Consider the following 25,657-nt stretch of genomic DNA (forward strand, 5'->3'; position numbering starts at 1 on the left):
GTTTTAGCTCCCTAAATTAACTGCTTTTTCTGTTTTTATGCTCCTTTTGGGTGAAGACGTTTTACCACATTTTATAAATACTGTTTTTTACTAAAATTCCCTAGTTTTTATATGGCTTAATTAGTTATATCGTATAAGTGTAAATACGAAAAGGAGAGGGGAAGTGAATAGAAGTGTCCACACAACGGTAAAACTGAGCTGGTTTATTTTAATTGGTTTATCTGTACTCGCTTTACAAGGGTGTTTTGAGTCTTCTAGTGAAGACAAGATAATTGATAGTGGAATTTATTTTGATATTACGAGTGTAAATTATGCGGGAATAACCGTTGATTCGGCTGGTGTTGATGCACTCCCAGCAGGAGCAAGATTGTTGGCGTCTCAATGTGCTCAATGTCATGGAACATTTGGTGTCGCTGTAAGGGATTGGCCCGATTTATGGGGAGGTGGTCGTCAAATTAGTAACTGGATGAATGATTATCAAGACGCAGGTATTTATAGTGACGATATGATGCATTTGCATGCATTGGCCTATACCTCGGCTGAGGTGGACTTATTAAAGTCTTATTATCCAGAAATCAGCTACGTTTCAAATTAGACAGGAGAGTAATCATGGGTAAATCAACAGTAGATTTAGATGTCCGTCAGGCTCTTTGGTCGCGCCGTCAATTATTAAAAACAGGTATGGGTCTCTTTGCAGGTTTAGCTGGTATGTCTGTTTTTCCTGTTCAAGCTGCACCTCCTCATATTGTTGTTGTCGGAGGAGGGTTTGGAGGTGCAACGGCTGCTAAGTATCTTAAAATCTGGGGTAAAGATACGGTTAATGTGACTTTAATTGAACCCAATACAAAATACAGTTCTCCCATTTTGAGCGGTATGGTCGTGACCAATCAACTGGAAGTGGATCGTTTGGATTTTGGGTATAGCCGCTTACAAGATATTCATGGGGTTAATGTAGTTCAAGAACTTGTTACCAATGTTGACTCAACCAATAAAACAGTGACTTTAGGGGGTGGTGCAACGCTGAATTATGACCGATTGATTCTCTCTCCTGGTATTGATTTTATTGATATTCCAGGTTGGGATCGTACTAAAATTCCACATGCTTGGAGTGGGCGAGATCAATTGGTGTTATTAAAAGAGCAATTGGCAAACTTTCCAGAAAATGGCACCTTGGTAATTAAAGTGCCCAAACTCCCATATCGCTGTCCTCCTGGGCCGTATGAAAGAGCCAGCACTGTCGCGGATTATTTAAGAGTAAATAATAAAAATGCGCGTGTGGTCGTGCTTGATGCGCAGTCCGATATCTCGATTGAAGCGGATATGTTTCATGCTTTATATAATGAGTTTGGTGTGGAATATCGACATGATATTGAAGTGCAAAGTGTTAATTCAGGTGCGGCAGATGGATCTGGGCGTTCAATAACTTTTGTTGAATATATTGGTGGGGTGGCTGGTGCCGCTGAAACCATTGAAGCGGATGTTATCAATTTAATACCAGACCATAAAGCGGGGGCGTTAATTTTTACTGCGGGTTTAAATGTTGATAATTGGGCCCCCATTAATCCGCTGACCTATGAATCGACCGTTGTAGGCAAAGAGAATATCTACGTTTTAGGCGATTCTCAAGCGACAGCTCAGGTAAAAGGTGGGCAAACAGCGAATGCTCAAGCCAAAATTTGTGCGGATGCCATTTTAAGAATTATGGCGGGAGATTCCCCATATGGAACCCCCATTACTACCGTTGGTTGTTCTGCACCCGTTACTCAAACCAAAATTAATTGGGCTGGAAAAGCTTGGCGTTATAACCCTGCTACTTTGCAAATGGAAGTCAGTGCAGGTAATACCGCAGATGAACCATCAGAGAGACATTTGAATGCGATGTTGAAATGGGCAAATAACCTGTTTGCCGATACGTTTGGTTAAAATTTACCAGGCCTGTTGTATATAAAAACAGGGTTACCCCAAAATAGTCAGGTTGTTCATATGGCTATTTTCTAAAAGGGTGTTAAAGAGCCAAACCTTAAAAAGGTTTGGCTTTTTTGTGCCTTCAAACCGCCCCGTAGCAGTAGGTTTAACGCACAAATACATTCGAATCTAGCTTAGATATCTGTCTAAGACATATGTCCTATTAGACATTTGCCCTCTGTTTTATGTGGTTATTTCATGTATTATTAAGTAAAAATTTTACATTTTTTAAAATATACATAACTAACTACAACTAACTAGGAGTGGCTATGAAAATAATAAAAGCCCCATTTGTACTCTCTGGGATATCCATGGCGATACTATTAGCCTCTTGCGGTGGTGGAGGCAGTAGCTCCGATTCAGCTTTAGCCACTACGACAAGCACCACCAGTGTGGTAAGCGGAACGGTTCCAGGAACATTAATAGAAGCCTTTTGTGCCGATGGCACCTATTATCACGTTAACTCAACCAATGACGGTACAAGTCAACATCCATTCTTAATTTCATTGCCTAATAATGTCGATTGTCGATTAGTGATGACAACCAATGAAGATGATATTGCGAACCGAGTCATTACCGCTATTCAAATAAATTCAGGTTTAGTGACCAGTGGTTTAATCAATATGTCACAAAACCTTGAGTTAGGGTATGTTCCGCTTTCATTAACTCGTGTTGGGGTAGATTCTGATGGAGATGGCGTTGCGGATGTTCCTTTAGCCTTGCCCCTAACCTTACCAGATGGCGTTGTCGTTAGAGATGTGACCTATGACCCTTTAGATAAAGATGGTGATGATATCCCTGATCTTTATAACGATGATGATAACGATGGTTCTTTTAACTCAGAAGATGCTGACGATGATAATGACGGTACTGATGATATTGATGAAGTAGATAACCATGATTCCGACGGCGATGGGATTGATGATATCTATGACCGTGATGATGATAATGATGGTTTAAGTGATGATCGTGATGACGATGATGATAATGATGGTACGCCTGACAGCGAAGATTCTGATCACGACGATGATAATGAAACGGGTTCAACAACGGTTTACACACCCGTTAATGAATATACCTTAACAACGGGTCGTTTATTAGCTTCTCAATGTGCTCAGTGTCATGGAACAAATGGTCATTCAACCACGAGTTGGGACAGTATTGCGGGTGAAAGCGCCAGGGAACTTATTGAAGAGATGAAAGAGATTCAAGCGGGTGAAGAAGACCTAATTATGCAAGCACAAGCACATGGTTATAGCGACGCTGAAATAGAAGCTTTAGCCGCATGGTTAGCAACGCAACCTAGCTCAGATAACGATGATTAAGGAAAGTGAAAATGAATAATCAATTATCACGTAGAAGTTTATTAAAAGCACTGGGTCTTGGTTTTGCCGCAACCACTTTACCAGGCCTGGTAAAAGCCGCAGATAGCTTGCCACACATTGTGGTTGTTGGCGGCGGTTTTGCAGGAGCCACCGTTGCTAAATATCTAAAAATGTGGGGTGGGTTAAGTGTCCAAGTAACCATTATTGAACCAAACTCAACCTATATCTCGCCTATTTTAAGTAATTTGGTTTTGAATAACCAAAAGACGACTGATGAGTTAAGTTTTAACTATATCAATCACAGTCAAAAATATGGCGTAAACATGATACATGACACGGTGACGGCGGTGAATAACACCGATAAGTCTGTTACCTTATTAAGTGGCGCAACGGTAAGCTATGATAAGTTGATACTTGCCCCTGGAATTGATTTTGAATCCGTACCAGGCCATGACTTTACTAAAGTTCCTCACGCATGGAAAGCGGGAGTGCAAACGAATCTGTTAAAAGCACAAATTGATGCCATGCAAGATGGCGACAGTTTTGTTATGACTGTGCCAAAGGCTCCTTATCGTTGTCCTCCAGGGCCATATGAGCGTGCTTGTGTGGTAGCGGACTACCTTAAAAACACCAAAGGATATACTGGCTGTACCGTAAAAGTGTTAGACGCCAATGCTGCAATTACCGTTGAAGCGGATACCTTTGGAGCGATGTTTGCGACCTATGGTGTGACGTACGTTCATAGTGCAACCGTATTACGTGTTGATTCTGATGCTAAGAGTGTGACTTATACCGTTGGTTCAGAACCGACAGAAGTTACAGATAGTGCGACCACCTTAAATGTCATACCAAACCAAAAAGCAGGGCCCATTGTCTTTACAGCAGGGTTAAATGAAGGAAATTGGGCACCAATAAATGCATTAACCTATGAATCTACCAAGCTCAATGGAGCATTAGAAGCAGTAGGTTTGGATATTCATATTATTGGTGATTCACAAGGAACGGGTTTGCCAAAAGCAGGTCATATTGGTAACTCAGAAGCGAAGATTTGTGCCGATGCGATTTTACGTGCATTAAAAGGTTTGGCACCTGACCCCGCACCAAAAACCAATTCAGCTTGTTATAGCCCAGTATCTGCCACAACCGCGTCATGGTTAACCGCTGTTTATGAATACAATCCTACAAGCAAACAAATGCAGCCAGTCGATGTGGTTCCTAACAGTGTGGTAGATAAATATGCCTCTGGCGCGCCGAGTGCAGAAAATTATCGTTCAATGTTCCATTGGTCTGGTAATTTATTTGCGGATACCTTCTCCTAAAGCGCTTCTAAACGGAGACTTTAGATAAGGTTGATTGATTAAATGGCTAAATCAATAAGTCTTCAAAAAAGAAAGCAACTAACTCATGCCGGCCTGATATGCCGGCTTTTTTGTATAGGTTTGACGCTTGTTGACGAACCGTTTTCTCTTTCGTCTCCCGTACCGATGCAATCTCGTCTAAAGTCAGACCTTTTAAAAGAAGTAAGGCCACCTCTTTTTCACTTTGAGTAAAATTCCAAAGGTCAAACTGGGTTTGTATGATTTTGGAAAACTCTCCCATCAATTTTTTACTTTGATGTTGAGCGCTATCGAGTGCTTCTTGCGCCTGAGTAAGATTATTCCCCATTTTTTGCAGTACTTGTTTTTGCCGCCAAGAGGTAAATAATAAAACACCAAATGCGATTAAGGACATTAACCCCATAAACATCTCAACTAAGATATGGGCGTTTAATCCTCCCATTCCATCCCAGTCGTAGAGAATATCTACAAACGAGGTTAAAAACAGGATAATAAATACTCCTAAACTAAAACGTACAACATTCATGTTAAAACCCTTTATATATTTGAGGTTTACACCGTTAGTTTACCTAATCATAAGAGTGATAAATAGTTATTCGTTCATGCGGTAAACTCGGTATCATAAGCGTAGTGTACTTTTTGAATATGAAACGAATATGAAAATACTGATTGGTGTGACAGGTGGGATTGCCGCCTATAAATCTTTAGAGCTGACGCGTCTGTTTATTAAGGCAGGCCACCAAGTGCAAGTGGTGATGACCTCGGGCGCTAAAGAATTTATTCAGCCGCTCTCCTTTCAAGCGTTATCTGGCAACCCTGTGCGTGATAGTTTGTTTGATGCCAATCAAGAAGCAGGTATGGGGCATATAGAGTTGGCACGATGGGCGGATGTGATTGTGGTTGCTCCCGCCTCAGCAGAAACCTTAGCCAAATTTAGAATGGGGCGTGCTGATGATTTACTCACCACATTGATTTTAGCGACCGATAAACCCATTGTTTTAGCCCCAGCCATGAACCGATTGATGTGGAGCAATGCCGCCACCCAAGAGAATGTTTCTGTTTTAAAGCAAAGAGGATGGACGTTATTGCAACCTGGTTCGGGTGAGCAGGCTTGTGGTGAAGTGGGTGAGGGTAGAATGCCTGAACCTCAGCAGATATTTGATGAAGTGATTGCGGTTGCTGAACAGCAAAAAGAAAATTACCAGGCCTGGTCAGATTTACAAACCTTTTGGCAAGGAAAATCATTGCTGATTAGTGCAGGGCCTACTTTTGAGAACATTGACCCTGTGCGATTTATTGGTAATAGAAGCTCAGGAAAAATGGGTTTTGCCATTGCCCAAGTCGCCGCTCAAGCGGGGGCGAATGTCACCCTAATTGCAGGTCCAGTTCAGTTGGCAACACCCGATAAGGTAAAACGCATTAATGTGCGCTCTGCGTTACAAATGTTTGAGGCGGTGCAACAAGAATATGCGCAGTCGTCATTTTTTATTAGTGCCGCAGCGGTTGCCGATTTTAGAGTTGCTGACATTGCAGAGCAAAAGATTAAAAAGCAAGCTGACAGTGATGAGATGACACTTCAGTTAGTTAAGAATCCAGATATTGTTGCTTGGGTGGCGCAACAAACCGATAAGCCTTTTGTGGTGGGTTTTGCCGCAGAAACTCAAAATGTGATTGAGTACGCCAAAGACAAATTACAGCGTAAAAAACTCGACATGATTTGTGCTAATCAGGTGGGTGACACTCAAGGGTTTGAGGCAGATGTGAATTCATTAACAGTGATTACCGCTTCTCAACAGCAAACCTTCCCAACCTCATCAAAAACCCAACAAGCCATGGCTTTGTTAAAGGCTATGGCTGAAAATCAATAAATGCCATATTTATTGATTTTCAGCAATGGCAACCGCTTACCAATAACGTTTCGTTAAACCTTGTTTTTATGCCAGGACTGGAAACAGACCTCGCAAGCCGTTGGCGATAAACTCAACGGCGATGGCGGCCAATATTAATCCCATAATTCGGGTAAAAATATTAATACTTGTGGTGCTGCTATGACGGGTTATCCATGGTGATAAACGCAAAAGTCCCCAAATAATAAGACCTAATAAAACAATCCCTATGGCCACAATTAGATAGTGCGGCACGCTGGTAGATTTGTGTGCGGCTAAAATAACGGTACTGATTGCACCTGGGCCTGCTAATAGCGGCATGGCCAGCGGCACAATGGCGACAGATTCTTTTTGTTCTGACTCATACGCCTCTTCTTTAGTTTGTCTAGCGGGGCTGGTTTTACCGTGCAGCATTGAGATGGCCATTAATAAAATTAAAATGCCACCGCCAACACGGAATGAGTCAATGGTAATGCCAAAGAATTGCAGTAAGGCTTCACCAAAGAACAGAGAAACCAACAAAATGCTGATAACGCCAATGGCCACAAGGTTAATGGTGGTTTGGCGTTCTTTTGGGGTTTCATCAGCGGTCATACTGATAAATAAAGGGATGGCACCAACGGGGTTAACGATGGCGATTAAACCAATCAAAATCTTAAAATATTCTGCATAATCGAGCATGTTGCTTTACTCTCCACGGAGTCTCTAATGAGTTGATGATATGGATGGAGTATAAAAGACCTTTTTTAATGAATCAACACTCTACCCAAGTAACCGCTAACCCTCCTAGAGAGGTCTCTTTGTATTTATGAGACATCTCATCTCCAGTCTTTTTCATAGCGGCAATACAGCTGTCTAATGGCATAATGTGTTCACCGCTTTCACGCAATGCAATCGATGAAGATGTGTAAGCTTTAATGGCCCCAAAGCCATTACGTTCAATACAAGGTACTTGCACTAATCCTTTTACGGGGTCACAGGTCATACCTAAATGATGTTCTAGAGCCATCTCGGCAGCCTGTTCAATTTGTTCAGGAATCCCACCTTTTACCGCACACAAGCCCGCTGCGGCCATGGCCGAGGCAGAACCGACTTCACCTTGGCAACCTACCTCGGCACCCGAAATAGAGCTATTGTGTTTGATTAAGCCCCCAATGGCGGCCGCGGTTAATAAAAAGGTTTTTACATCTTCTAGAGTGCCATTTTCATGTTCCATAAAATAGTAGAGTACAGCAGGCACAACGCCTGCAGCCCCATTTGTAGGCGCGGTAACCACCATGTGCCCTGCAGCGTTCTCTTCATTAACGGCCATGGCATAAGCACACAACCAGTCATTTACGTTGCCCGTTGCGGGTTCATTTTTAAGTTGAGTATAGAGGTTTTTGGCACGGCGTTTTACCTTTAACCCTCCTGGTAAAATGCCTTCTGCTTCTAGCCCGTTTTCAACACAGCTTTTCATGGCTTGCCAAATTTTGTTAATTTGTTTGTTGATTTGCACATCGGATAAATGTTCTTTTTCATTAGTGAGCTTCATTTCGGCAATGGATACTTGGTTTTGATTGGCTAGCTCCAACATGAGTTCTGCGTTATTAAAAGGATAGGGAAATAGCTTGGCGGGTTCGCCTTTTATGGGCGCCTCAATAGAGTTGATTTCATCAACGGTTGTAATAAAGCCACCGCCAATAGAGAAGTAGATTTCATGATGAATGCGTTCACCGTTCTCATCTAAACACTCCATAATCATGCCGTTTGGATGTTGAAAGAGGGCATCGCCAAAATCAAACTTGATATCGTGCTCTGGATCAAACATGAGCTCGGTTGTTAAATGGCTGATTAAGGTTGGGCTGTTAAGTTGCCCTAATAAAATGGGGATATCAACCTCAATAAGGTTTTCTGGTTTATAACCATGAACACCCAATAAAACAGCGCTGTCTGTGGCGTGGCCTTTTCCTGTAAAAGCCAGAGAGCCTTTGAGGGTACATTTTATGCGAGCAACCTTGAAATCAGGATTTTGCTTTAAGAGTGAGTTCACTAACGCAATATAGTTTTCAGCCGCAATCATTGGCCCCATAGTATGAGAACTAGAAGGGCCAACCCCAATTTTAAAAATATCGAAAACGCTTATAAACATAATAACCAAGCTAAATAGTGGGAAGTTGTTTCAATAATACACCGATGAAAAATAGTTGAAAAGAAACAAACTCTTATGATTGTTATAAATAGAGACCTTTGCACGAGTCGATGAACGTATAAAAACGGCTATAATCCTCTATCTTCAGGCTAAAAATCTGCCCAATGACTCGTTATTATGCGTATTTTTTAGCCTAAATCTAAAGAATTCTATCTCGTTTTTCTTACATCCCTGACTCGTGCAAAGGTCTCAAATAGGATTGTTATACAGAAACAAACCAGGCCTGGTAAATAATCGAGCTCATCTCCAACTTGGGGATTAAAGTCTCCAGGCCTGGTAGGTTTAGTTGTAGAAAATTAGATTTTATCTGACAGTACAAAACAAAACGAATAGTTTTCTACCATAAATGTTTTTATATTTTTGAATACTATAAGCCATAAGTGAACCTTGCTTTTTATAATCAATGCATCGGCAAACGCCTCGATTCCCCTTGGAATAAATAGCGCAAAGTTCTTAGCGTAGAGAACGATTAAACAATCTCTGCTGCTCGAAGCTGAGCTTGCTCAGCAAGTTGCGAGATTGTCAGTGAACAAGCTTAGAACTTGCCCATTTATGGAGCGGGGTTTGTTTTTTTGGTTACTTTTTGCCAAATTGCAAAAAGTGACGGGAAGCCTGATAGAAAAAATTTAGGCAAAGTAATTAAATCGAAAAGGCTTCTCAACTTCTGTACTGCAAGATTATGTTAGAACTTCTACAGTTTATTGATTTTTCGGTTATTTGTTTTGTTGGCTGAGTTTAATGATTATGGGGGATAGAACCAATAGGGCAATAAGGTTAGGAATGGCCATTAACGCATTGAGGACATCGGCCAAAATCAGTACGGTATTAAAGTAGTCAGACAAGGATGCGCCTGCAAAAACAGCGAGCACCCACAATATGCGGTAACCCGTAATCACTTTAGTGCCCGCAATGTATTCAGCGCAACGTTCACCGTAATAGCTCCAACCAATGAGCGTGGTGAAGGCAAATACCGCTAAACCAACGGCGACCACTATGGCGCCCAAACCAGATTCTAATCCCGTGTTAAATGCTAAGGCAGTTAAGGGTGAACCCGTTTCACCACTCTGCCAAACGCCTGTGACCATAATGACCAGGGCGGTCATGGTGCATAAGATGATGGTGTCAATAAAAGTACCGAGCATGGCAATATGGCCTTGCTCAACAGGGTTATTGGTTTTAGCGGCGGCATGGGCAATAGGGGCGGTTCCCAGACCTGCTTCATTAGAAAATACCCCACGAGCCACACCAAATTGAATGGCTAAAATAATACTCGCCCCTGCAAAACCACCTGCGGCGGCGCTGCCTGTAAAGGCGCTTTCGATAATGGTTGCAAATGCGCCAGGTAAAGCGTCTGCGTGCATAAATAAAATATACAAGGCAAACGCGATATACAAAATCGCCATAATCGGCACTAGCATGGTGGCGGTATGGGCAATACGTTTAATACCGCCAAACAGTACCAAACCCACTAACACCATCAATACCAGGCCTGTAAGTTGATTATCCATTTCAAACGCACTTTGCATTGCGCCAGCCACCGCATTGGCTTGTACCATATTGCCAATACCAAAGGCGGCAATCGTGCCAAACAGGGCAAACGCAAAGGCGAGTGGTTGCCACTTTTCGCCCATGCCATTTTTAATGTAATACATAGGGCCACCAACATGGCGACCATCTTCATCGACCTCGCGGTATTTAACCGCCAAAACGGCTTCACTGTACTTAGTGGCCATGCCGACTAGTGCGGTAATCCACATCCAAAAAATGGCACCTGGTCCTCCAATAAAAAGCGCGGCCGCTACCCCAGCAATATTCCCCGTTCCCACCGTTGCGGCCATGGCGGTCATTAAGGCGCTAAAAGGACTGATGTCACCTTCTTCTCTGGACTTACGGCCTTTCCACAAAAGGCTAAAAGCATAGAAAAGATGGCGTAACGGCAAGAATTTTAAACGAATGGTTAAGTAAACCCCCGTGCCTAATAAGAGAATCAACATGAGAGGCCCCCAAGCCCAACTGCTGGCGGTTGAAAGGATGCTGTTGATTGATTCCATAGGAGGCCTTTTGGGACTGTTTAAATGTCATTAAATAATAGGTTTGAGTTAAATTACCTAGAAATAGCGGCTATGTCCACCAAAAAGCGTATATAAGTCTTTTAAATGAGTTTATGTTTGAGCTTAAAACGAACTTACCAGGCCTGGTAAGTGCCATGTAATCCGTAAGAGGCTTAGTGTAAAATACATTCAAATTAACCAGAGGTGATTTATGACAATACAAGTGGAATACAAGATTTTAGATAAGCGTCTAGGCAATGAGATTGAAATGCCTCATTACGGTACTAAAGGTTCTGCAGGTTTGGATTTACGTGCCTGTATTGATGAAGATATGACCATTGAACCAGGGCAAACAGTATTAATTCCCACAGGGATGGCGATTCATTTAGATGATGCGGGTTTGGCGGCTATGTTATTACCGCGTTCTGGTTTAGGGCATAAGCATGGTATTGTGCTTGGCAATTTAGTGGGGTTGATTGATTCTGATTACCAAGGCCCACTAATGGTTTCTGTTTGGAATCGTGGTGACACCGCTTATAAAGTAGAAGTGGGTGAACGTATTGCTCAAATGGTGATTGTGCCTGTATTACAGCCAGTCTTTACCGAAGTGCAAGAGTTTGGTGATGCCACTGAACGTGGTGTTGGTGGTTTTGGTTCAACAGGAAGCAAGTAAATATTTAAAAGAGAGCACTCCTTTATAAACCTACCAGGCCTGGTAGGAGGGTCTTAATGGCTATGCAGTTTTTGTAATTGATTTTCTATATTTAAAAAACTCACCACCAACCAAATAACTCAGCTGTACAGTCGAGAAACAAAGAACTCGGCTGTAGAGCCGAGAAACAAAGAACTCGGCTGTAGAGCCGAGAAACAAATCATAATTAGGTCATTGCGAACGAAGTGAAGCAATCCATGGTTAACGGCAAAGTATGTAGTTAGAGCTAAGCTATGGATTACCACGGCCTTCGGCCTCGTAATGACTCAATCGTTAAATAGATTTAGGTATTTTTAATAAACGCGGTTATTTTTTGTATGGCTAATTTGAGTTGCTCGCAATCTGTGGTATACGCCAAACGTACATGTTTGTTTGCTTCAAATTCACCAAAGTCTAAACCTGGGGTTATTGCCACCCCTGTTTGGCGTAACAGTTCAGCACAAAACTGTTCACTGCTATCGGTGTATTCTGAAACATCCCAATACAGATAAAAAGCACCTTGTGGTAGACCTTTTAATCTAAAGCCAGCCTCTATCATTGCTTTAGACAGTGTGTTTCTTCTTTTTTCAAAGATTTGTCTTCGCTTTTCAAGTTGTTCCAAAGCATCGCTGTCTAATACTCGTAAGGCCGCATATTGGGAGGGCGTTGGCGCGGCCAAAAAAAGGTTTTGTCCTAAACGATCTAAAATAGGCATGAGGTGTGTTGGTGCCACTGTCCAACCTAAACGCCAGCCCGTCATACCAAAAAACTTAGAGAATGAGTTAATGACAATGACATTTTCTGGCAAAGCCGTGCTACTTAAAATACTCTCTGCTGGGCGTTCATACACCAGCCCTTGATAGATTTCATCGACAATAAAATAGGCATTATTTTCGGCAAGAAAGTGCGCGATTTTAACCAGTTCATCTTGCTCAATAACCGTGCCTGTTGGGTTGGCTGGCGATGCGACCATCACCGCTTTAATGCCCTCTTGCCAATGTTGTTTAATAAGGCTTAAATTTAATTGGTAATTGGTTTCATGTGAAACGGGTACGGAAACTTGTTGTGCTTGCAGTAAATTGATGAATTGACGATTACATGGATAAGCGGGATCGGTGAGCATGACTTTGTCAGAGGGATTTAAGATGGCGGTTAAAACCAGTTGCAGTGCCGATGATGAGCCTGGTGTTACCATGATGTTTTGTAAATCAACCTTAGCCTGATAAAAGTGGCTATAAAATTGGGCTAATTTTTCTCGTAAAGCAGGTAATCCTAAGGTGGGGGTGTAATGCGTTAAGCCTTGTTTAACCGCTTTATAGGCGGCGTCATGTACGCAATCTAAAGAAGGGAAGTCAGGCTCGCCGATTTCCATATGAATAATCTCTTTGCCTTGCGCTTCCAAAGCCTTAGCTTCGCCTAATATTTTCATTACATGAAAAGGTTGTATCGCTGCCGCAGTGGTAGATATTTGTGGCATAAATGGTGTTGTGTAGTGAGAAGGTTGAGAGCTTGATGTCATAGCAGTAGGTTTTAAGTTTGATTGCTTTGAATTATACGGGTTGATACTCTGAAAAGATAACCGTTTTATTTATCTAAAGCCTGTTACAAGACTTCTGCAACTGTCAGGCTAATGGTAAAATGTTTGCAATATTTTTATTTTAAATTCTTGGTTGGGTATAAGTTACCAGGCCTGGTAAGTTTTAGGAGAGAACATGCCTTCATTTGATATCGTTTCAGAACTGGATAAACATGAATTACAAAATGCATTAGATCAAGCGAATAAAGAAGTGACGACACGTTATGACTTTAAAGGAACGGATTCAAGCTTTGAATTAAAAGGTACGACCGTGACCATGAATACGCAATCGGATTTTCAGTTGGATCAGATGTTCGATATTTTGGTTCAAAAAGCCAACCGTCGTGGGATTGATGTGAAATGTATGGAAACCAAAGATCCTGATATTCAGTTAAAAACGGCCAAACAAGTGATTGAGATGAAAGAGGGTTTAGATGCCCCCTTAGCTAAAAAAATCATTAAGGCGATTAAAGACTCTAAAATTAAAGTGCAAGCTGCAAACCAAGGTGACAGCGTGCGTGTAACGGGTAAAAAACGTGATGATTTGCAACAAGTAATGCAGTTACTAAAAGGTATGGAAGACCTTGAGATGCCTTTGCAGTTTAATAACTTTAGAGACTAACTTTTAGCTTTCTAAACCGCTTAATATACCAAAATATACAACGAGAACTCACTACCATGAGAGCACAAAACACTATGAATCTAAATAAACAGCAAGCGCAGAACATCGCATCCGTTTTAACCGAAGCCTTACCTTACATACAGCGTTTCGCAGGTAAAACCATTGTGGTGAAATATGGCGGTAATGCCATGACTGATGAAAAACTCAAGCAAGGCTTTGCGCGAGACATTGTGTTAATGAAACTGGTGGGAATGAATCCTGTGGTTGTGCATGGTGGAGGGCCACAAATTGGCAACTTGTTAGAACGAGTGGGTAAAGAATCGGAATTTATTCAAGGTATGCGTGTAACTGACACTGAAACTATGGATATTGTAGAGATGGTTTTAGGTGGTATGGTCAATAAAGAGATTGTAAACCTGATTCATCAAGCAGGTGGTAATGCGGTTGGTTTAACGGGTAAAGATGGTAATTTGATTTGTGCCAACAAAATGAAAATGCAGCGCATGGCACCAGAGCTCGACGCCCCTGAAATTATTGATTTAGGGCATGTTGGTGAAGTCGCTCAAATCAATACCAAAGTGTTAGATATGTTGATTCAAGATGACTTTATTCCCGTTATCGCCCCAGTAGGCGTTGATAAAGCAGGGCAGTCTTATAATATTAATGCTGATTTAGTGGCTGGTAAGATTGCTGAGGCATTGAAAGCTGAAAAGTTAATGTTATTAACCAATACGGCTGGGTTGCTCGATAAGGAAGGCACATTATTAACGGGGTTGAATGCGGATTCTGTAGATAAGTTAGTAGAGGATGGTACAATTTATGGAGGTATGTTACCGAAAATACAATGTGCTTTAGAGGCCGTTCAAAATGGTGTGCACTCTTCTCATATTGTAGATGGTCGGGTTGAACATGCTGTAATGCTAGAAGTCTTTACGGACGAGGGTGTTGGTACATTAATTACCGCAGAGTAAAGCTTCTACTCAGAGGATTGGATAAAAGGAATATTACATGGAATTTAATGCGTTATTGAATGATTATGCCATGCCATGGGCAATTAAAGTGGCACTTGCCATCGCAATTTTTGTGATTGGTAAATGGGTTGTAAAAGTGATTGTTAAACTGGTTAAAAAGCTATTAGGTCGCTCTCAAGCAGTTGATGATATGCTGGTGAACTTTATTGGTTCGATTGTGAACGCGGTACTAATGTTGTTTGTCATTATTGCGTCATTAGACCAATTAGGTGTAGATACCTCTTCTTTGGTAGCACTGATTGCGGCAGCAGGTTTAGCGATTGGTTTAGCTTTACAAGGTTCAATGCAGAACTTTGCAGCGGGTGTGATGATTTTAGTCTTTAAACCCTTTAAAAGCGGTGACTTTGTTGAAGCGGGTGGTGTAACGGGTGTGGTTGAAAATGTACAAATTTTCAGCACAACGATGCGTACAGGCGATAATAAAGAAGTGATTGTGCCTAATGGCGGAATTTACAGTGGGGCTATTACTAACTTCTCAGCACGCGATACTCGTCGTGTCGATATGGTTTTTGGTATTGGTTACGATGACGATATCCGTAAGGCCAAAGAGATTCTGACAGGATTAGTTGAAGCGGATGATCGTATCTTAAAAGATCCTGCTCCTGTAATTGCACTTTCTGAACTTGGTGATAGCAGTGTTAACTTTATCGTTCGTCCATGGGTAAACTCAGGCGATTACTGGAAAGTTTACTGGGATATGAATGAAAAAGTAAAACTGGCCTTTGATGAAGCTGGAATCTCTATTCCTTATCCACAAATGGATGTTCATCTTCACAAAACAGAAGATTAATCGTCCGTTTTTAGACTTTTCCAAGTAACAAGTCTAACGTTAAAAAAACCACTCATCGTAGTGGTTTTTTTATCTCTTAAATTCTGTTTAGAGTGTTCGGGTCGAATACAATAAGCGCATGGACTTATTTGAACAGCTTATCTTATTTATTATTTCTTTGGTCGCTAACCTATTTTCTGCTTTAGCGGGCGGTGGGGCAGGTTTACTGCAGTTACCCGCTTTGCTTTTTTTAGGTTTACCCTTTGGAACGGCTTTAGCTACCCACAAGGTTGCCAGTGTTTTTCTTGGTCTGGGTGCCACAGCAAGACACCTTAAATCATCCACTTTTGATTGGAAGTTTTCAGCCTTTATTTTAGCCACAGGGCTGCCAGGCGTAGTTTTAGGTGCCAGTATTATCTTGCAGGTAGACGACACGATATCGCAAGGGCTGTTGGGGTTGTTAACGCTCGGTTTAGGTTTATATTCTTGGCTTAAACCGCAATTAGGGCAAGTTGAATCGACAACTCATAGAGACTTACCAGGCCTGGTTATTGGAGGGTTAATGCTCTTTTTTATTGGCGCTTTAAACGGTTCTTTAACCTCTGGAACAGGTTTGTTTGTGACTTTGTGGTTAGTGCGTTGGTTTGGGTTAGATTATAAAACGGCTGTGGGCTATACCTTGATTTTGGTCGGTATTTTTTGGAATGGTTCGGGGGCGATTACCCTTGGCATTTTGGGCAATATCGAGTGGAGCTGGCTGCCTGCTCTGATTTTAGGCTCATTAATTGGTGGCTACTTAGGGGCGCATTTTGCCATTGTAAAAGGCAATCAAATGGTGAAACGAAGTTTTGAAATCATTACCATTCTAGTTGGGATTTCACTTATTTTTAAAGCGATTAGTTAGGCTTTGACTTACCAAAGAGTAAAAAGTTAACCACGAAGACACGAAGGCACGAAGACTTAAGAAAATACTTTAACCAGGCCTGGTTGTTTTAGGTGTTTTACTAAAAACGAGGGATACCTATGAATAAGTTACACAGGCTATTTCTTAAATAACTGACTATTCATGAATACAGCAATATGCCACTAATTACCAATAAATAAGCGTGAATGTATCTGTTAAAAATTTTGTACTTGAGTCTATTGTAGAGTTTTAATTTAAGATAAAAAAATACCCACTAAAAGTGGGTATTTTTGTCAAACCAATCTAAGTTTTGAAATCGTTAATTACTTAACAATTTCAACCTCTACACGACGGTTTTCAGCGCGACCTGCTTTTGTTGCGTTGTCTGCGATTGGTGAAGATTCACCTGCACCAGAAACCATCATACGGTCTGCTGCGATACCTTTACCTGCTAGGTAATCAGCCACATCTTGCGCACGTTTTACAGATAAAGTCTGGTTGTAAGCTTCTGGACCAGTGCTGTCAGTATGACCTGTAATAGAGATTTTGCTATCAGCAACTTCATTCATGTATGCAGCAAAGGTATCTAACTCAGGTACTTCTTTAACATCGGCTTTATCAAAGTCGAAGTGTCCAATAAACTTAGCTGGAGCCATTGGCGCTGGAGCTGGTTCAGGTGCTTTAACAACTGGAGCAGGTGCAGGTGCTGGAGCAGGTGCAACTACTGGCTTAGGTTCTTCCCAGCCTTCACATTTAGCGATAGCAGTATCTTTACTCCAGTCGATAGAACGTACACAACGATTTTCGTTGTCGCGAACAATACGACCCCAAGAATCTACAACATAAGCAGAACTACCTTCTGCCATGATGTCACCTTTTGCTTCTACTGAAGAGTGAGCTTGTACAGAAGCGGCTGATGCCATAGCGATAACAGCAACAAGAGGAAGTAATTTTGTTTTCATGAACATATCCTTATTATTTTTTTAAATTTAGCTATAAAATTTAATTCACTCATAAAATATAACATGTATATTTACTTAATAATAGGGATATATCTCTAACAAGTTGAAAATATGAGGCTTTTGTAGGAATTATTAACTTTTGTGTTTGTTTTGCAACAAACCGCCCTTTTTTATCATAATTTATTAAGTCTTTGAGGATTAAACCAATGGTTGATTGGGAATGAGTTAATGACTGTTTTTGATCTCTTTAGCCGTAATAAACTGTTGTAGCTTACCATCACCAGCCTCAATATTTTTCCAGTCATTGGGTAAAATAAAATGGGCGAGCGAGCAGGTAGGAAAAAGTTGTACATGGGAGGAGGCTGTTTCGGAAACCAATAAATTAAACAATGTTTCTAGGCCGGGATTGTGACCGATAATCATAATACGTTCAGCGTGTGGAGCATCCGCTAAAACTTGGCGTAATTGGTCTAATTCTGCTAGGTAGAGTGCATCGACAGTAATGGCCGTTGCGGAGCATTCATTGCAAATACGTCTTAACGTTTGTTGTGCTCTCACTGCGGGTGATACCAAAATAAGGTCAGGCATTAAGTTTTTTTCTTTTAACCATTTGCCCATTTTGGCGGCATTCTTTTTGCCTTTATCGGATAAAGGGCGGTCAATGTCTTCTAAATCATTATCTTTCCAATCGGTCTTTGCATGTCTAAGTAGCATCAGTTCGCGCAGTTTATTGGCCATTAGAATGCCTCCAATTGGTCAGAGATTGAGTTGAATACATCCTGTTTGTAACGTTGTGGAGTATTCATTAACCTATGCCATATTCACTTCGGTAGGTTTTCATTGCATTAAGGTATTGATGGCTTTCAGGGTCATTGGATTGAGCTAGGTAATCAATAATATCATTTAAGGTGATAATGCTCATGACTGGAATACCGTACTCCTGTTCAACTTCTTGAATGGCTGATAGTTCACCCTTGCCTTTTTCCATGCGATCTAATGCAATGACAACACCCGCTGGTTTTGCGCCATTTGCGGTGATGATATCCATCGCTTCACGAATGGCGGTTCCTGCGGTAATCACATCGTCAATAATAAGCACATCACCCTCTAAAGCATGGCCAACAATATTACCCCCTTCACCATGATCTTTGGCTTCTTTACGGTTAAACGCATAGGGCTTGTCAATATTAAAGTCATTGGCAAGAGAAACACTGGTGGTAGCGGCTAAAGGTATTCCTTTGTAGGCTGGGCCAAAAAGTACATCAAACTCAAAGCCTGATTGGGCAATTGCGCCCGCATAACCGTTGGCGAGTTTTGCAAGTTGGCCACCTGTATTGAATAGGCCTGCATTGAAAAAGTAAGGACTGATTCGTCCAGATTTAAGTGTGAATTCGCCGAGTTTTAAAACGCCAGTTTGCATGACGAATTCAATAAATTGGTTTTTGTTCATTGAGCCATTGTATTTTGTGTGAGTGGAGGATTATCTTACTCCATTCATTTTGCTTGTAGCAAGTTGTATCTCTATTAACAGGTTAGAATGGGGTTATGAATAAATGCGTTTTAATGTCAATTAAATGGATTATTTAGGTAACCAGGCCTGGAGTTGTTTAATCTCTTCGCTCCAGATATCGGGATTAATGGTCTCTAAAGTCATGGGGATATTATCAATGCGTTTATCCTCCATAAGTTGTTTAAACATGGGCCAGCCAATTTCACCTTCACCTAAACTGTGGTGGCGATCAAGCTTTTGCCCGAGCTTGGCTTTAGAGTCATTTAAGTGCATGCCTTTTAAATACTCAAACCCTACAACCGATTCAAAATCGGCCATAACACCTTGGTAATCATTTTTTAAATCATAACCCGCTGCATAGGCATGACAGGTATCAATGCAGACGCCAATGCGCGATTTGTCTTCAACTTTATCAATAATATAAGCAAGCTGCTCATGCTTGTAACCAAGATTTGAGCCTTGACCTGCTGTGTTTTCTAAAACAGCTATAACGCCCTGAGTTTGATCTAATGCAAAATTAATGGACTCAGCGATGTAATCCATACATTGTTCTTCAGAAATCTCCCGTAAATGACTGCCAGGGTGAAAGTTAAGGCGATTAATGCCAAGTTGTTGGCAACGTTCTAATTCATCAATAAAGGCATCAAGAGATTTTTGACGTTTATCTAAGTCAGGGTGGCCCAAGTTAATTAGGTAGCTATCGTGCGGTAGGATTTGATTAACCCCATAGCCATATTTTTCGCAGTTTGTTTTAAACGCATCAATGCTTTTATCAGTAAGGGGTTTTGCAACCCATTGGCGTTGATTTTTAGTAAATAGGGCAAACGCGGTTGCCCCAATTTCATGGGCGCGAATCGGGGCGTTTTCTACTCCGCCAGCCGCTGAAACATGAGCACCAATGTATTTCATAATGAGATTACCTTTTTGTATTTACAACGCGATTGTTTGTATCTTGAAAAGGGATTTTATCAAAATATCACGCGTTTGTATTAGTTGGCACAATTTCTGCATGGTACTGACATAAAGACAGCTAGCGCATACCATGCGACAAAAAAATGACAACTCAATAGACAGTCTATATGAGTTGCAAAAAACACACTAAGGATAAGATATGGCGATAGATATGAGAAAAGTTGAACCACTAGGTTCAAAAAGTGTTTTGCTAGAACAAGCGATGCGTAGAAGCCGTGCGGCAAATAGCCAAGACCGTTTTGATGATATTGATATGTCAGACATGATTACCCCCGATTTTGAATGGTTGAAAGAAGATAAAACGGCCATTGAAAGTTTAGTTAAGCAGATGGATGCCTCAATTGGTCAGCTCAATAGACAAATGAATGAGCTTGATGAAAAATCAAAGAAGTCTCGTTTAACCGTTGAAAAAGAGCAGCAACTGTTATTTAAACAAATCAAAACCTTAAACTCGTTGTTAAAACGTCAAGTTGATATTTTTGCTTCTGTTGAGCGCCAAATGTCAGATATTGAAATTAAACAAAACAACTTAATTCCTCAAGTTGGAATTGGATTAATTGCGGGGTTGATGTCAGCAGTCACCATCTTAGCTACCGCTCCGTGGTTAACGGTATTAATGGAAAATATTCGTTAAAAATTAACAAACTCATCTTATCTTTTTAAAAGGAGTGGTGGTAAATGGCCACTCCTTTTTTCATATTTACGCTTCAAATAGCGCGAGTTAAAAACAACCTCATTAGTTTTGGGTTCATAGCGTGCTAGAATAAATGTTCATTTTTTAGCTCAGATTATGAAGTTTTGTTATGAATCTCACTGTTTCTCACAATGTCTGTATTACCCCAAATTCTCAAGATAAAGCTATTTTTTACTTAACGTTTCTATTGCCTGAAAATGTAAAAAGTCAGGATGTTTATGCACCTGGAGACTGGCTAACGATTCAGCCTAAAAACAGAGAAGAAATGGTTAATGCCATGCTCTCTTTGCTTAATTTAGAGGGCGATGAAAGTATTGAATTGAGACGACCAGGGCTGGTAACTTGCAGAGAGGCCTTAACTTTCCATTTAGAATTAACGCAGTTGAATCCCGCTATTTTAAATAAACTTCAAAGACAGTTTTCTTTGGGAAGCTGGGCAGATAGGCAAGCGATGATGGATTATGCCGATGGCAAAGACATTATTGATTTACTGGAAGCATTTCCAATATTAAAAGAGCAAGGTATTGAATTTTTAAAGCTGTTATCACCACTTGCCCCACGTTACTATTCGATTGCTTCAGCACCCGATAAGAGCAACAGCGTTTCAATCTTATATAAAAAAGTACAATACCAAAATCAAGGTCGTCAACGTTTTGGTGTGGCCAGTTGTGTTTTGGCTGATGCGAAAGAGCAGATGAGTTTTGAGGTTGAGTTTAAGTCAAATCCAACTTTTAAACTGCCCAATGATTTGGCTACACCAATCATTATGATTGGTGCAGGGACAGGGTTAGCGCCCTTTATTGGTTTTATGCAACAGCGTGAGCTGGAAAGCCGAGTGAATAAAGATTGCGCTGAAAACTTACTCTTTTTTGGGGAGACTTATCAGACGACAAATTGTCTTTTTTGTGATGAATTAGACCGTTGGCAATCCGCAGGCCTGGTAAAAGTCTTTTATGCGTTTTCACGTGATCAAAAAGAGAAACAATACGTGCAACATCAGATAGAAAAACAGAGCTTGCATATTTGGAAGTTACTCAATGATGGCGCACATATCTATATTTGTGGTAGCCAAAAAACCATGGCGGTATCGGTTAAAGCAGCAATATTGAACATCTTTGAAAAACAGGGTGGTTTGGATTCAGAAGCGGCTGACGCATTTTGGCATACATTGAGAAAACAAAAACGTTTGCAGATGGATGTTTATTGATTTTTTAAAACCTACCAGGCCTGGTAGGTTTAGTTTTTGGTTTAGGCTAGAGTCAATTTAAAACCAAATTTATCTAAGTGTTTGGCTTCACTTTCTAAATCTAAGCGGGTAAGCGGGTGCTCATCAAGCCATTTTTCTTCAAACTCTAAATGTAATTGCTTGTCATCAGCAATAATGAGTGTAGGGTCAACATGTTCTAAATCTCGACCGCGATGAATACGTACCGATAATCGCAATAAAGCGGTTAAATAGGGCATGAGTGGCTTTACGCTGTCATCAATTTCTTCATGGCTTTCATCTGAATATTTACCGCGTTGGTTGAGTACCAATGAGCTCATAATCAGTTTTTCTTGTTGGTTAAATCCTGCCATATCGGCTTGCGCAATGAGGTATGCACTGTGATGGCGTGAACGTTTAAAGCTCACGGCAATGCCAATTTCATGTAGACGGCAAGCCCATTTTAATAGGCGTTTTAGATCATAACCGTCTGAGTGTAAACGCCATAAATTATGACTTTGTTTGTAGAGTGATTTTGCGGTTTTGGCAACCATGTCTGCCTGTTCAGTATCGACCTTCATCCACTGTTGCATGGCTTTTACGCTGGTTTCACGAACATCTTCGGCGTTTAATCGACCTAGCGTGTCAAACACTAATCCTTCACGTAATGCGTTTTGAGAAACCTGCATGTGTTCAATGTTTAATTCAATAAAGGTCGCCATTAAAATGGCTAAACCGCCAAGCAATACAGGGCGGCGTTCATCTTTTAAGCCAGCGAGCTTGATGCTCTGTGCAGAACCCTCTTTAAGCAGAGCCTTACTTAAATCAAACATGCCTTGCAAAGTAATGCCCGATTCTGACCAACTATTGATTTCAAGAATTTGACCAATGGATTTAATGGTGCCAGATGCGCCAATCGCAATATCCCAACCTTGTTTACGAAGTGTACTGCGATGGGGACGAAGTACTTGGCGGCATTTTGCAATGGCGAGATTAAAGTTCTCTTCTGTCACTTTGCCTTTTGGAAAGTAGGTTTGGGTAATACTGACGCAGCCCATTTCAGTGCTGGTTAAGTGACTGTTTTCAAACTGTTTACCAATGATGTATTCCGTGCTTCCACCACCGATATCCATGACTAAACGTTGTTCATCACTGTTGGCTAAGCCGTGAGCAACCCCTAAATAAATCAGACGAGCCTCTTCTTGACCAGCAATGATTTGAATACTATGACCCAGTGCTTGTTTTGCCTGTTTAAGAAATTCTCGGCTATTTACGGCATTTCTTAGGGTGTTTGTTCCTACGGCACGAACATTCTCTTTAGGGATGTCTTTGATGAGTTGGCCAAAACGCTCTAAGCAGGCAATTCCCTCTTCAAAAGCTTTATCGGTGAGTTTGCCATGTTTATCTAAACCAGAGCGTAGGCGTACCATCTCTTTGTGTTTATCAATGACTTGCATTTGGCCGTGAACGTCACGAGCCACAATCATATGAAAACTGTTAGAGCCAAGGTCTATTGCGGCAAATAAATCTTCATTTGAAGAGGGGCTGTTTGTATCTATCATAGAGAAATCAGTTTTTTATCTTTGTGCAAGACAACCACGGTTGCCGCTATAAGTGGTTATAGTTTTAATTGGCGCTAGTGTACCGTTTTTAAACAGCCTTGTCTTAAGAAGAACAATCAATCTTACTTATAAGGCTGTGAAATGATTCATTTATAGACTAATGGCTGTATTTTTCAATAAGTAAGGACTGCGCATTGTATGCTTCAGCGCCATTGGGTTCTTTGGGTAGATAACTGCCATCAGGCTGTAAAACCCAAGCGCCAGTATTGTCTTGTAAATACATGGCAAGGCCTTCTGTATAGACTTGTTGAAAACAGTCGTCATCCAAAATAGGGAAGCAAGTTTCAACACGAGCGATAAGATTTCGTCTCATCCAGTCTGCGCTTGAGCAGAACAGTTCAGGTTTACCGCCACTATTCTCAAAATAGTAGATACGGTGGTGTTCTAAAAAACGGCCAATGATTGAGGTCACGGTAATGTTTTCTGACAGGCCTGGTACACCAGGTCTTAAACTACAAATACCACGGACAATCAGTTGAATGTTTACCCCCGCTTGCGAAGCTTCATAAAGCGCATCAATAACACCTTGCTCTTCTAAGCCATTCATTTTGGCAATAATTTTAGCCGATTTACCTTGTCGAGCATGTTCAGCTTCGCGGTTAATTCGTTCAATCATGCCGCTTTTTAAAGTGAAGGGGGATTGTAATAAGACTTCTAGATTTTTAGTGTCGCCTAAACTGGTTAATTGTTGGAATATTTTTGAAGCATCCCGACCAATGGCTGGGTTGGCAGTAATCAAACCAAAGTCGGAATAAAAACGGGTGGTAATATGATGATAATTTCCCGTTCCCATGTGTGTGTAGTAACGAATTAAATCACCTTCACGACGCACCACTAAAATCATTTTAGCATGCGTTTTATAGCCAACTACTCCATACACAACATGCACACCAGCGTCTTGTAAACGTGTGGCTTGAAGGATATTGTTGTCTTCATCAAAACGGGCGCGAAGCTCAACCACGGCGGTAACTTCTTTACCATTTTGAGCCGCTCTTTCTAACGCCTTAATGATGAGAGAGTCTTCTCCAGTTCGATATAGGGTCATACGAATCGCAAGTACATTAGGGTCGGTTGCCGCTTTCGTTAAAAACTCGATAACGGGCGAAAAAGAGTCATAAGGATGGTGTAATAAAATGTCTTTTTGTTTGATTTTTTCAAATAGGTTGTCGCTGGTTTCTTTATGGCGGGTAAAAATTTTAAACGCATTTTTAGATGGGCGCTCTTTTAAGTTATATGTCTTCTGTGTGTACGGAGAAAATTGCAAATCTGCTCGGTTTGCCATGCCTGGTACGGCATCTAAACGGTGAAGGTTAACAGGGCCATTCACCTCATATAGCGCTGTTTTATCTAGTTTAAAACGATCTAAAAGGTAATCAATCATGTGTTGAGGGCAGTTATCGGCGACCTCTAAACGTACTGCACCACCATATTGGCGGCCTGTTAATTCACCACGAAGAGCGCTCATAAGGTCATCCACCTCTTCTTCATCTATAAAGAGGTTAGTATTACGTGTTACACGAAACTGATAACAGCCTGTTACAGTCATGCCTGGGAAAAGTCTAGAGACATTGGCGTGCAGAATGGATGAGAGAAACACAAAATCATTTTCGCCGTCGGTTGCCTCAGTAGGAAGCTTGATAATGCGTGGCAAAGAGCGAGGAACTGGCACAATGGCGAGGCCGTTTGAACGGCCAAACGCATCTTTACCTTCTAAAGAGACAATAAAGTTTAAGGTTTTGTTCAAGACCTTAGGAAACGGATGAGATGGGTCTAAACCAACCGCACTTAAAACAGGCTGTAAAGCTTGTTCAAAATAGTTGCTTAGCCACTCTTTGTGCTGTTCTGTCCAATGGTTGCGGCGAACAAAACGAATATTCTCTTTCTCTAAGGCAGGAATGAGTATATTGTTTAAAGTATGGTATTGCTCTTCAACAATGCTATGTGCGGTCTCAGAGAGACATTCCACTACACTACTTGCTGGAAGTTCATCTGGAAAAGTCAATGCATTAGGGTCTTTAGCAAGCTCTAATAAACTGGCCAAACGGACTTCAAAAAACTCGTCCATATTGCTACTAGAAATACACAGATACTTTAAACGTTCTAATAGCGGAATTTGGTCGTTTTGAGCTTGAGCCAAAACCCGTCTATTGAACTCAAGCAAGCTCTTTTCACGGTTAATATAACGTGGAAATTCTGTTGGCATTTCTATTGGGTTTTCAGGCTCGTGCAGGGTGACTTCGCTTGGTGACATATCGTTCTCTAAATTCGTTGAATTGAACAGGTTTATATTTAGCTATTCTAGCGTTTTTATTAAACGAAATCAGTGTTCAAATAAGAAATTATTG

Annotated in this window: 23 protein-coding genes; 12 read left to right on the top strand and 11 right to left on the bottom strand. The window is 41.1% G+C overall.

Features of this window, described 5'->3' with window-relative positions; translation table 11 throughout:
• Positions 1 to 163 precede the first annotated feature (163 nt).
• The 4 genes from A379_RS08945 (at position 164) to A379_RS08965 (ending at position 4,609) form a co-directional block, all read left to right on the top strand.
• Entirely contained in the window at positions 164 to 595 is a 432-nt protein-coding gene (locus A379_RS08945; RefSeq protein ID WP_040727601.1) for a hypothetical protein, read from the top strand.
• 14 nt (positions 596 to 609) lie between these two features.
• Positions 610 to 1,923: an FAD-dependent oxidoreductase gene (locus A379_RS08950; RefSeq protein ID WP_051145125.1), complete on the top strand. Its 1,314-nt coding sequence runs from the start codon at positions 610 to 612 to the stop codon at positions 1,921 to 1,923.
• 311 nt (positions 1,924 to 2,234) lie between these two features.
• On the top strand, positions 2,235 to 3,290 hold the full coding sequence (locus tag A379_RS12790; protein WP_051145126.1) for a c-type cytochrome: 1,056 nt from the start codon (positions 2,235 to 2,237) through the stop codon (positions 3,288 to 3,290).
• 11 nt (positions 3,291 to 3,301) lie between these two features.
• Positions 3,302 to 4,609 (top strand): FAD-dependent oxidoreductase, encoded by a 1,308-nt coding sequence (locus tag A379_RS08965; protein WP_040727602.1) that lies wholly within the window; start codon positions 3,302 to 3,304, stop codon positions 4,607 to 4,609.
• A gap of 46 nt (positions 4,610 to 4,655) precedes the next feature.
• Here the strand turns inward: A379_RS08965 and A379_RS08970 are convergent, their stop codons facing one another.
• The gene (locus A379_RS08970) at positions 4,656 to 5,153 is read right to left on the bottom strand and encodes a LuxR C-terminal-related transcriptional regulator (RefSeq protein ID WP_040727604.1); all 498 of its coding nucleotides are present in this window, start codon (positions 5,151 to 5,153) and stop codon (positions 4,656 to 4,658) included.
• A 130-nt stretch (positions 5,154 to 5,283) separates the two neighbouring features.
• Here A379_RS08970 and coaBC point away from each other — a divergent pair, with 130 nt between their 5' ends.
• Positions 5,284 to 6,495: a bifunctional phosphopantothenoylcysteine decarboxylase/phosphopantothenate--cysteine ligase CoaBC gene (gene coaBC / locus A379_RS08975; RefSeq protein ID WP_040727606.1), complete on the top strand. Its 1,212-nt coding sequence runs from the start codon at positions 5,284 to 5,286 to the stop codon at positions 6,493 to 6,495.
• A 66-nt stretch (positions 6,496 to 6,561) separates the two neighbouring features.
• Here the strand turns inward: coaBC and A379_RS08980 are convergent, their stop codons facing one another.
• From A379_RS08980 to A379_RS08990, 3 genes are all read right to left on the bottom strand, one after another.
• Complete coding sequence (locus A379_RS08980; RefSeq protein WP_040727607.1) at positions 6,562 to 7,194, bottom strand: YchE family NAAT transporter; 633 nt, start codon at positions 7,192 to 7,194, stop codon at positions 6,562 to 6,564.
• Positions 7,195 to 7,267: 73 nt separating this feature from the next.
• Positions 7,268 to 8,644, bottom strand: coding sequence for an L-serine ammonia-lyase (locus A379_RS08985; RefSeq protein WP_040727608.1), 1,377 nt, complete (start codon positions 8,642 to 8,644; stop codon positions 7,268 to 7,270).
• A gap of 773 nt (positions 8,645 to 9,417) precedes the next feature.
• Complete coding sequence (locus tag A379_RS08990; protein WP_040727610.1) at positions 9,418 to 10,755, bottom strand: sodium:alanine symporter family protein; 1,338 nt, start codon at positions 10,753 to 10,755, stop codon at positions 9,418 to 9,420.
• 217 nt (positions 10,756 to 10,972) lie between these two features.
• On the opposite strand from A379_RS08990, the gene dut reads away from it, so the two are divergent.
• Complete coding sequence (dut, locus tag A379_RS08995) at positions 10,973 to 11,428, top strand: dUTP diphosphatase (protein ID WP_255325091.1); 456 nt, start codon at positions 10,973 to 10,975, stop codon at positions 11,426 to 11,428.
• A gap of 322 nt (positions 11,429 to 11,750) precedes the next feature.
• Here dut and A379_RS09000 read toward each other — a convergent pair whose 3' ends face one another.
• Positions 11,751 to 12,965, bottom strand: coding sequence for an aminotransferase class I/II-fold pyridoxal phosphate-dependent enzyme (locus A379_RS09000; protein ID WP_232744834.1), 1,215 nt, complete (start codon positions 12,963 to 12,965; stop codon positions 11,751 to 11,753).
• A gap of 193 nt (positions 12,966 to 13,158) precedes the next feature.
• Between A379_RS09000 and A379_RS09005 the strand changes: the two genes are divergently transcribed.
• The 4 genes from A379_RS09005 to A379_RS09020 all read left to right on the top strand — a co-directional run bounded on the left by A379_RS09005 (position 13,159) and on the right by A379_RS09020 (position 16,348).
• Positions 13,159 to 13,644, top strand: a complete 486-nt coding sequence (locus tag A379_RS09005) for a YajQ family cyclic di-GMP-binding protein (protein ID WP_040727612.1) — start codon at positions 13,159 to 13,161, stop codon at positions 13,642 to 13,644.
• 74 nt (positions 13,645 to 13,718) lie between these two features.
• Positions 13,719 to 14,615: an acetylglutamate kinase gene (argB, locus tag A379_RS09010; protein ID WP_198525666.1), complete on the top strand. Its 897-nt coding sequence runs from the start codon at positions 13,719 to 13,721 to the stop codon at positions 14,613 to 14,615.
• A 37-nt stretch (positions 14,616 to 14,652) separates the two neighbouring features.
• On the top strand, positions 14,653 to 15,465 hold the full coding sequence (locus tag A379_RS09015; RefSeq protein ID WP_040727616.1) for a mechanosensitive ion channel family protein: 813 nt from the start codon (positions 14,653 to 14,655) through the stop codon (positions 15,463 to 15,465).
• A gap of 118 nt (positions 15,466 to 15,583) precedes the next feature.
• Positions 15,584 to 16,348 carry a sulfite exporter TauE/SafE family protein gene (locus A379_RS09020; protein WP_040727618.1) on the top strand — a complete coding sequence of 255 codons (765 nt, stop codon included), beginning with the start codon at positions 15,584 to 15,586 and terminating at the stop codon, positions 16,346 to 16,348.
• A gap of 323 nt (positions 16,349 to 16,671) precedes the next feature.
• On the opposite strand, the gene A379_RS13060 is transcribed toward A379_RS09020, so the two are convergent.
• From A379_RS13060 to nfo, 4 genes are all read right to left on the bottom strand, one after another.
• Positions 16,672 to 17,310 (bottom strand): OmpA family protein, encoded by a 639-nt coding sequence (locus A379_RS13060; protein ID WP_040727619.1) that lies wholly within the window; start codon positions 17,308 to 17,310, stop codon positions 16,672 to 16,674.
• A gap of 225 nt (positions 17,311 to 17,535) precedes the next feature.
• Positions 17,536 to 18,048, bottom strand: coding sequence for a histidine phosphatase family protein (locus A379_RS09030; RefSeq protein ID WP_040727620.1), 513 nt, complete (start codon positions 18,046 to 18,048; stop codon positions 17,536 to 17,538).
• A gap of 67 nt (positions 18,049 to 18,115) precedes the next feature.
• The gene (gene pyrE, locus A379_RS09035) at positions 18,116 to 18,760 is read right to left on the bottom strand and encodes an orotate phosphoribosyltransferase (protein WP_040727622.1); all 645 of its coding nucleotides are present in this window, start codon (positions 18,758 to 18,760) and stop codon (positions 18,116 to 18,118) included.
• Positions 18,761 to 18,889: 129 nt separating this feature from the next.
• Positions 18,890 to 19,729, bottom strand: coding sequence for a deoxyribonuclease IV (gene nfo / locus A379_RS09040; protein WP_040727624.1), 840 nt, complete (start codon positions 19,727 to 19,729; stop codon positions 18,890 to 18,892).
• A gap of 214 nt (positions 19,730 to 19,943) precedes the next feature.
• Here nfo and A379_RS09045 point away from each other — a divergent pair, with 214 nt between their 5' ends.
• Both A379_RS09045 and A379_RS09050 read left to right on the top strand, forming a co-directional pair.
• A complete protein-coding gene (locus A379_RS09045) occupies positions 19,944 to 20,426 on the top strand; it encodes a hypothetical protein (RefSeq protein WP_232744835.1) in 483 nt (160 codons plus the stop codon).
• 169 nt (positions 20,427 to 20,595) lie between these two features.
• On the top strand, positions 20,596 to 21,693 hold the full coding sequence (locus A379_RS09050) for a hypothetical protein (protein ID WP_051145127.1): 1,098 nt from the start codon (positions 20,596 to 20,598) through the stop codon (positions 21,691 to 21,693).
• 41 nt (positions 21,694 to 21,734) lie between these two features.
• On the opposite strand, the gene ppx is transcribed toward A379_RS09050, so the two are convergent.
• Both ppx and ppk1 read right to left on the bottom strand, forming a co-directional pair.
• Positions 21,735 to 23,252 (bottom strand): exopolyphosphatase, encoded by a 1,518-nt coding sequence (ppx, locus tag A379_RS09055; RefSeq protein WP_040727627.1) that lies wholly within the window; start codon positions 23,250 to 23,252, stop codon positions 21,735 to 21,737.
• Between the two features lie 157 nt (positions 23,253 to 23,409).
• Positions 23,410 to 25,563 carry a polyphosphate kinase 1 gene (ppk1, locus tag A379_RS09060; protein WP_198525667.1) on the bottom strand — a complete coding sequence of 718 codons (2,154 nt, stop codon included), beginning with the start codon at positions 25,561 to 25,563 and terminating at the stop codon, positions 23,410 to 23,412.
• Positions 25,564 to 25,657: the final 94 nt, after the last annotated feature.

It is taken from the genome of Thiomicrorhabdus sp. Kp2 (assembly GCF_000478585.1).
Lineage (GTDB): Bacteria > Pseudomonadota > Gammaproteobacteria > Thiomicrospirales > Thiomicrospiraceae > Thiomicrorhabdus.

Bases quoted from the DNA above. Each gene is read 5' to 3' on its own strand.
- A379_RS08950 (WP_051145125.1), top strand. From the start codon at position 610: ATGGGTAAATCAACAGTAGATTTAGATGTCCGTCAGGCTCTTTGGTCG.
- A379_RS12790 (WP_051145126.1), top strand. From the start codon at position 2,235: ATGAAAATAATAAAAGCCCCATTTGTACTCTCTGGGATATCCATGGCG.
- A379_RS08965 (WP_040727602.1), top strand. From the start codon at position 3,302: ATGAATAATCAATTATCACGTAGAAGTTTATTAAAAGCACTGGGTCTT.
- A379_RS08970 (WP_040727604.1), bottom strand. From the start codon at position 5,153: ATGAATGTTGTACGTTTTAGTTTAGGAGTATTTATTATCCTGTTTTTA.
- coaBC (WP_040727606.1), top strand. From the start codon at position 5,284: ATGAAAATACTGATTGGTGTGACAGGTGGGATTGCCGCCTATAAATCT.
- A379_RS08980 (WP_040727607.1), bottom strand. From the start codon at position 7,194: ATGCTCGATTATGCAGAATATTTTAAGATTTTGATTGGTTTAATCGCC.
- A379_RS08985 (WP_040727608.1), bottom strand. From the start codon at position 8,644: ATGTTTATAAGCGTTTTCGATATTTTTAAAATTGGGGTTGGCCCTTCT.
- A379_RS08990 (WP_040727610.1), bottom strand. From the start codon at position 10,755: ATGGAATCAATCAACAGCATCCTTTCAACCGCCAGCAGTTGGGCTTGG.
- A379_RS09000 (WP_232744834.1), bottom strand. From the start codon at position 12,965: ATGACATCAAGCTCTCAACCTTCTCACTACACAACACCATTTATGCCA.
- A379_RS09005 (WP_040727612.1), top strand. From the start codon at position 13,159: ATGCCTTCATTTGATATCGTTTCAGAACTGGATAAACATGAATTACAA.
- argB (WP_198525666.1), top strand. From the start codon at position 13,719: ATGAATCTAAATAAACAGCAAGCGCAGAACATCGCATCCGTTTTAACC.
- A379_RS09015 (WP_040727616.1), top strand. From the start codon at position 14,653: ATGGAATTTAATGCGTTATTGAATGATTATGCCATGCCATGGGCAATT.
- A379_RS09020 (WP_040727618.1), top strand. From the start codon at position 15,584: ATGGACTTATTTGAACAGCTTATCTTATTTATTATTTCTTTGGTCGCT.
- A379_RS13060 (WP_040727619.1), bottom strand. From the start codon at position 17,310: ATGAAAACAAAATTACTTCCTCTTGTTGCTGTTATCGCTATGGCATCA.
- A379_RS09030 (WP_040727620.1), bottom strand. From the start codon at position 18,048: ATGGCCAATAAACTGCGCGAACTGATGCTACTTAGACATGCAAAGACC.
- pyrE (WP_040727622.1), bottom strand. From the start codon at position 18,760: ATGAACAAAAACCAATTTATTGAATTCGTCATGCAAACTGGCGTTTTA.
- nfo (WP_040727624.1), bottom strand. From the start codon at position 19,729: ATGAAATACATTGGTGCTCATGTTTCAGCGGCTGGCGGAGTAGAAAAC.
- A379_RS09045 (WP_232744835.1), top strand. From the start codon at position 19,944: ATGAGAAAAGTTGAACCACTAGGTTCAAAAAGTGTTTTGCTAGAACAA.
- A379_RS09050 (WP_051145127.1), top strand. From the start codon at position 20,596: ATGAATCTCACTGTTTCTCACAATGTCTGTATTACCCCAAATTCTCAA.
- ppx (WP_040727627.1), bottom strand. From the start codon at position 23,252: ATGATAGATACAAACAGCCCCTCTTCAAATGAAGATTTATTTGCCGCA.
- ppk1 (WP_198525667.1), bottom strand. From the start codon at position 25,563: ATGTCACCAAGCGAAGTCACCCTGCACGAGCCTGAAAACCCAATAGAA.